This is a genomic window from Polaromonas sp. P1_G4, assembly GCF_056405475.1.
On sequence record NZ_JBFUCA010000286.1, the window covers coordinates 1 to 5,520 of the forward strand.

The window sequence follows — 5,520 nt, forward strand, 5'->3', positions numbered from 1 at the left end:
GCCCTGCACCGCGTGACCAAGACGGCCCGCTCGGGCGACAAGGAGTCTGTCAAGCTGGTTGCCATCCTGGAGAAATGCCAGGCCGCGCTCAATGAAGGCAAACCGGTGCGCACTGTGGACTTCAGCAAGGAGGAACTGCCGCTGCTCGGCCAGTTTTTCCTGATCACCGCCAAGCCGGCCATGTTTGTGGCCAACGTGGCCGAGGACGGTTTTGAGAACAACCCCTTCCTGGACCGCCTCAAGGCTTACGCGGCAGAGCAAAAGGCGCCGGTCGTGGCGATCTGCGCCAAGATGGAAGCCGAGATGGCCGACATGGAGGAAGAGGACAAAAAGATGTTCCTCGCGGAGATCGGCCAGGATGAGCCGGGGCTCAACCGCCTCATCCTGGCGGCATACAAGCTGCTGGGCCTGCAGACCTATTTCACCGCGGGCGTGAAGGAAGTGCGCGCCTGGACCATCCACGTGGGCGACACCGGTCCGCAAGCCGCGGGCGTCATTCACACCGATTTTGAAAAGGGCTACATCCGCGCCCAGACGATTGCGTTTGCCGATTTCATCGCCTACAAAGGCGAGCAGGGCGCCAAAGATGCCGGCAAGATGCGCAGTGAAGGCAAGGAATACGTCGTCAAGGATGGCGACGTGATGAACTTCCTGTTCAGCAGCTGAGTTGCCAGGGCCCCCGGGTAACCTGGGGCCGATTTACTGCGAGGCCTGGACATCACGGTGGCGGCATCATGGAAGAAGTCGCGCCACAATACCTCACGAACGATCCGCACCATCGGGTGGCGGCCCCGTTACCGGCTTGCCAGAGCAGGCCATCCCCCCCGAAACCCTCGCTTTGAGAAAGAAAGAGAACACCATGTCCATCCAGCGCATCGAAACCGGCCCACGCATGTCCCAGGCCGTTATCCATAACAAAACCGTTTACCTGGCAGGCCAGGTGGCCGGCAACGACGCCGGCTCCGGCGTATACGAACAGACCCTCAGCATCCTGGCCAATATCGACCGCCTGTTGGCAGCAGCCGGCAGCGACAAGTCGCTTCTGCTCAGCGCCACCATCTGGTTGACCGATATGGACAGCTTCGGTGAAATGAACCGTGCCTGGGAAACCTGGGTGGTGCCCGGCGCCACGCCCGCACGTGCCACGGTCATGAGCCCGCGCCTGGCGGCGCCGCAGTACCACGTGGAAATCGGTGTGGTGGCGGCCCAAGGCTGATTTCTCATCCACGCTTGACCCGCCATGAAGGCCACGCCGCGATGACAGAACCCGTTCGCCTTGCCAAACGCCTGGCTGAAATGCTGTCCTGTTCACGCCGCGAAGCCGAGCAGTACATCGAAGGCGGCTGGGTCACTGTTGACGGGGTGACTGTCGAAGAGCCCCAGTTCCGGGTGTCGGGCCAGGCCATCGTGCTGGACAAGGATGCGAGCCTGCTGGCGATGACACCGGTGACTTTGCTGCTGCACAAGCCGGCTGGCCAGGACGCGAGTTCCGATGGCGGCGCGGCGCAGGTGGCCCGGTTGCTGTCGGCCGCCACACAATCGCCTGACGACCGCTCTGGCATCCGGCCGCTCAAGAAGCATTTCTCCACGGTGGAACTGGTGACGCCGCTGGCAACACCTGCCAGCGGATTGGTCGTGCTGACGCAGGACTGGCGCGTGGTGCGCAAGCTGCGTGAAGATGCCCGCGTGATGGAACACGAAGTGATCGTCGATGTCAGCGGTGACATCAAACCCGGCGGGCTGGACCGGCTGAACCGGGTGGACCACGGGTTTACCTTCAAGGGTGTTTTGTTGCCGCCGGCCAAGGTGAGCTGGCAAAGCGAAAAGCGCTTGCGCTTTGCCCTCAAGGGTGAAGTCCCGGGGCAGATTGCCTACATGTGCGAGAGCGTCGGCCTGCAGGTGCTAGGCATGAAACGGCTGCGTATCGGCCGTGTGGCGATGAGCCAGCTGCAACCCGGTCAGTGGCGCTACCTGCTGCCACACGAACGCTTCTGATCCTTCTTCTGATTCTTCTTCTGGTGCCTATCCGGTCACCACGCCGGGAAAGGCCCAGATCAGGCTGCCGGTCATCAAAAAGTAGCGCAAAAATTTGCCGACCGCCATGTAAGCCAGGCAGGGCCAGAACGGAAACTTGAGCCAACCCGCGACCGCGCACAGCGGGTCTCCGACCACCGGCAACCAGGCCAGCAGGCAGGCCTTGGGGCCGAGTTTCTCCAGCCATCGGACCGCACGGCCGTGATGCGATGAATGCTGGTATTTGTCCACCACCTTGTGGGCGCCGTAACCCATCCACCAGTCGAGCGCACCGCCCAGCGTGTTGCCCGCAGTTGCTACCAGCACAGCGGGCCAGAACATGGCGGGGTTGAGCTTGACCAGGCCGAAGACCACCGGCTCCGAGCCCAGCGGCAACAGCGTGGCCGAGATGAAGGAAACCACAAACACCGTGCTCAAGCCGTATTCGGGCAGGGCCAAAAGTTCTATCAGGCGGTGAATCCAGGCTTCCATATATCTATTTGAGTATAGGCATGACGGGCCAGCCACCCTGTCAGGAAGACGCTTACAACTCCGTGTGCAAATTTCAATTGCTGAAATTTTGGGCAGGTACAATCGTGCCTCCTTTTTCAGCAACCTCGCAGCGCTCACTTCCCATGAACATCGGCCCTTACGCTTTGGCGAACAACCTGTTTGTCGCGCCCATGGCTGGTGTCACGGACAGGCCGTTCCGCCAGCTCAGCAAGAAGCTCGGTGCGGGCTATGCGGTCAGCGAAATGGTGACCTCTCGCCGCGACCTGTGGGATACGCTGAAGACTTCGCGCCGTGCGAACCACGAAGGTGAGGCCGCACCGATCGCCGTGCAGATTGCCGGTACCGACGCGCAGATGATGGCCGAGGCCGCCGCCTACAACATCGACCGCGGCGCGCAGATCATCGACATCAACATGGGCTGCCCGGCCAAGAAGGTCTGCAACAAGTGGGCGGGCTCGGCGCTGATGCAGGACGAACCCCTGGCGCTGCAGATCGTGGATGCGGTGGTGGCCGCCTGCGCACCGCGCAATGTGCCGGTCACGCTCAAGATGCGCACGGGCTGGTGCCAGGCTGAAAAGAACGCCCTGGCGATTGCCCGTGCCGCCGAAAGTGCCGGCGTGCAGATGATCACCGTGCACGGCCGCACGCGCGAGCAGGGCTACAAAGGCCATGCCGAGTACGACACAATTGCCGCCGTGAAAGCCGCGCTGCGCATTCCGGTGGTAGCCAACGGCGATATCACCAGCCCTGAAAAAGCGCGTGATGTGCTGGCGTATACCGGTGTCGATGCCGTGATGATTGGCCGCGCTGCGCAGGGGCGTCCGTGGATTTTTCGCGAGATTTCACATTTCCTTTCAAGCGGCACGCATCTTGCGCCACCGCTGGTGGCGGAAGTTGAACGCCTGCTGCTGGACCATTTGCGTGACCACTACGATTTGTACGGTGAATACACCGGCGTGCGGACGGCGCGCAAACACATCGGCTGGTATGTGAAGACCTTGCCCGGTGGTGAGGCGTTTCGCGCGCAGATGAACCTGCTGGAAGACTGCGAAGCGCAACTGAAGGCGGTGAGTGCTTTTTTTGAAGGGCTGGGGGCGCAGATGGACCGGATTCCGGCTGCTGCCGTCGAGGTTGATGACGAGGGCGTGCCTGTGCAGGCACGGGCGAACAAAGATAAAAATCAGGAAAATCAGGAAGAAGCTGCTGCATGAGCAAAAAACATATCGAAGAGTGCGTACGCACCAGCCTGGAAGGCTATTTCAAGGACCTGCGTGGCACCGAGCCCGACGGCATGTACGAAATGATGGTCAAGGTGGTGGAAAAACCGCTGCTGGAAGTTGTCATGCAGCATGCCGAGCAAAACCAGTCGCGCGCCGCCGAATGGCTGGGCCTGAACCGCAACACCCTGCGCAAGAAGCTGGTTGAGCACAAGCTCATCAAATAAAAAAACACGCTCCCATGGTCCGGCCCTTTCGCCGGCCATCCTCTTTAGAGAAGACAAAAATGAACGCACTGATTTCCGTTTCGGACAAAACCGGCATCCTCGAATTCGCGCAGGCGCTGCATGCCCTGGGCATCAAGCTGCTGTCCACGGGCGGCACGGYCAAGCTGCTGGCTGACGCCGGGCTCCCGGTGACCGAAGTCGCCGATCACACCGGGTTTCCGGAAATGCTCGACGGTCGCGTCAAGACCTTGCACCCGAAGATTCACGGCGGCCTTTTGGCCCGCCGCGATGTGCCGGAGCACATGGCGGCGCTGACAACCCACGGCATTGACACCATCGACTTGCTCGTGGTCAATCTTTATCCGTTTGAGTCGACGGTCGCCAAGCCCGGCTGCACGCTGGAAGACGCGATTGAAAACATCGACATCGGCGGCCCCGCGATGGTGCGGTCGGCGGCCAAGAACTGGAAGGATGTCGGCGTGCTGACCGATGCCTCGCAGTATGAAGGTGTGCTGGCCGAATTGAAAACCGGYGGCAAACTGACCGACAAGACCAAGTTCGCCTTGTCGGTAGCGGCATTCAACCGCATCAGCCAGTACGACGGCGCGATCAGCGACTATCTCTCAGGCATCCAGGCCGACGGCAGTCACGGTATGTTCCCCGGCCAGGCCAACGGGCGTTTCGTGAAAGTGCAGGACCTGCGTTACGGCGAAAACTCGCACCAGCAAGCTGCGCTGTACCGCGATCTGTATCCCGCACCCGGCTCGCTGGTAACGGCCAAACAATTGCAGGGCAAAGAGCTCTCATACAACAACATCGCCGACGCCGACGCCGCCTGGGAATGCGTCAAGAGTTTTGACCTCATCAAGGACGGCGCCGCCTGCGTGATCGTCAAGCACGCCAACCCTTGCGGCGTGGCGGTGGGCAAGGACGGCCTTGAAGCCTACAGCAAGGCCTTCAAGACCGACCCGACTTCGGCCTTCGGCGGCATCATCGCCCTCAATTGCCCGCTCGACGAGCGCGCCGCACAGCAGATTTCCAAGCAGTTTGTCGAAGTGCTGATGGCGCCTGCCTTCACACCCGAAGCGCTGGAAGTGTTCAAGACCAAGGTCAACGTGCGGATTTTGCAGATTGACCTGCCGCCCGGCGGCGACACGGCCTGGAAGCAGGGCCGCAACCTGATGGACGTCAAGCGCGTTGGCTCGGGCCTGTTGATGCAGACCGCAGACAACCACGAATTGGCCATCGGCGACCTGAAAGTCGTCAGCAAGCTGCAGCCGACGCAGGAGCAGCTGCATGACATGCTGTTTGCCTGGAAGGTTGCGAAGTACGTCAAGTCCAACGCCATCATCTTTTGCAAGGACGGCATGACACTGGGCGTCGGCGCCGGCCAGATGAGCCGCATCGATTCGGCTCGCATCGCCTCCATCAAGGCCGCCAACGGCGGGCTGACGCTGCAGGGCTCAGCAGTGGCGAGCGACGCTTTTTTCCCTTTCCGCGACGGCCTCGACGTGGTGGTGGACGCCGGCGCGACCTGCGTGATCCAGCCC

General features: G+C 61.5%; 7 protein-coding genes. 6 read left to right on the top strand and 1 reads right to left on the bottom strand.

The genetic code is table 11. The features are described 5' to 3' along the window. From AC1D1X_RS14510 to AC1D1X_RS14520, 3 genes are all read left to right on the top strand, one after another. The coding region (locus AC1D1X_RS14510) for a DUF933 domain-containing protein (RefSeq protein WP_477698525.1) at nucleotides 1-666 on the top strand (666 nt) is incomplete at its 5' end. A 193-nt stretch (nucleotides 667-859) separates the two neighbouring features. Further along, nucleotides 860-1,216 (top strand): RidA family protein, encoded by a 357-nt coding sequence (locus tag AC1D1X_RS14515; protein ID WP_457281045.1) that lies wholly within the window; start codon nucleotides 860-862, stop codon nucleotides 1,214-1,216. Nucleotides 1,217-1,257: 41 nt separating this feature from the next. Next, nucleotides 1,258-1,995: an rRNA pseudouridine synthase gene (locus AC1D1X_RS14520; protein ID WP_477668350.1), complete on the top strand. Its 738-nt coding sequence runs from the start codon at nucleotides 1,258-1,260 to the stop codon at nucleotides 1,993-1,995. Between the two features lie 27 nt (nucleotides 1,996-2,022). Here AC1D1X_RS14520 and AC1D1X_RS14525 read toward each other — a convergent pair whose 3' ends face one another. Continuing rightward, entirely contained in the window at nucleotides 2,023-2,505 is a 483-nt protein-coding gene (locus tag AC1D1X_RS14525) for a YqaA family protein (RefSeq protein ID WP_457281043.1), read from the bottom strand. Nucleotides 2,506-2,648: 143 nt separating this feature from the next. Between AC1D1X_RS14525 and dusB the strand changes: the two genes are divergently transcribed. The 3 genes from dusB to purH form a co-directional block, all read left to right on the top strand. Then, the gene (gene dusB, locus AC1D1X_RS14530; RefSeq protein WP_477668349.1) at nucleotides 2,649-3,737 is read left to right on the top strand and encodes a tRNA dihydrouridine synthase DusB; all 1,089 of its coding nucleotides are present in this window, start codon (nucleotides 2,649-2,651) and stop codon (nucleotides 3,735-3,737) included. Continuing rightward, a complete protein-coding gene (locus tag AC1D1X_RS14535) occupies nucleotides 3,734-3,970 on the top strand; it encodes a Fis family transcriptional regulator (RefSeq protein ID WP_348047983.1) in 237 nt (78 codons plus the stop codon). Before dusB ends, AC1D1X_RS14535 begins: the two co-directional genes overlap by 4 nt. Before the next feature lie 59 nt (nucleotides 3,971-4,029). Continuing rightward, nucleotides 4,030-5,520: bifunctional phosphoribosylaminoimidazolecarboxamide formyltransferase/IMP cyclohydrolase (purH, locus tag AC1D1X_RS14540; RefSeq protein WP_477698526.1), on the top strand; the 1,491-nt coding region annotated here is incomplete at its 3' end.

Coding starts and splice junctions, on each gene's coding strand:
- AC1D1X_RS14520 (WP_477668350.1), top strand. CDS start 1,258: ATGACAGAACCCGTTCGCCTTGCCAAACGCCTGGCTGAAATGCTGTCC.
- AC1D1X_RS14525 (WP_457281043.1), bottom strand. CDS start 2,505: ATGGAAGCCTGGATTCACCGCCTGATAGAACTTTTGGCCCTGCCCGAA.
- dusB (WP_477668349.1), top strand. CDS start 2,649: ATGAACATCGGCCCTTACGCTTTGGCGAACAACCTGTTTGTCGCGCCC.
- AC1D1X_RS14535 (WP_348047983.1), top strand. CDS start 3,734: ATGAGCAAAAAACATATCGAAGAGTGCGTACGCACCAGCCTGGAAGGC.
- AC1D1X_RS14515 (WP_457281045.1), top strand. CDS start 860: ATGTCCATCCAGCGCATCGAAACCGGCCCACGCATGTCCCAGGCCGTT.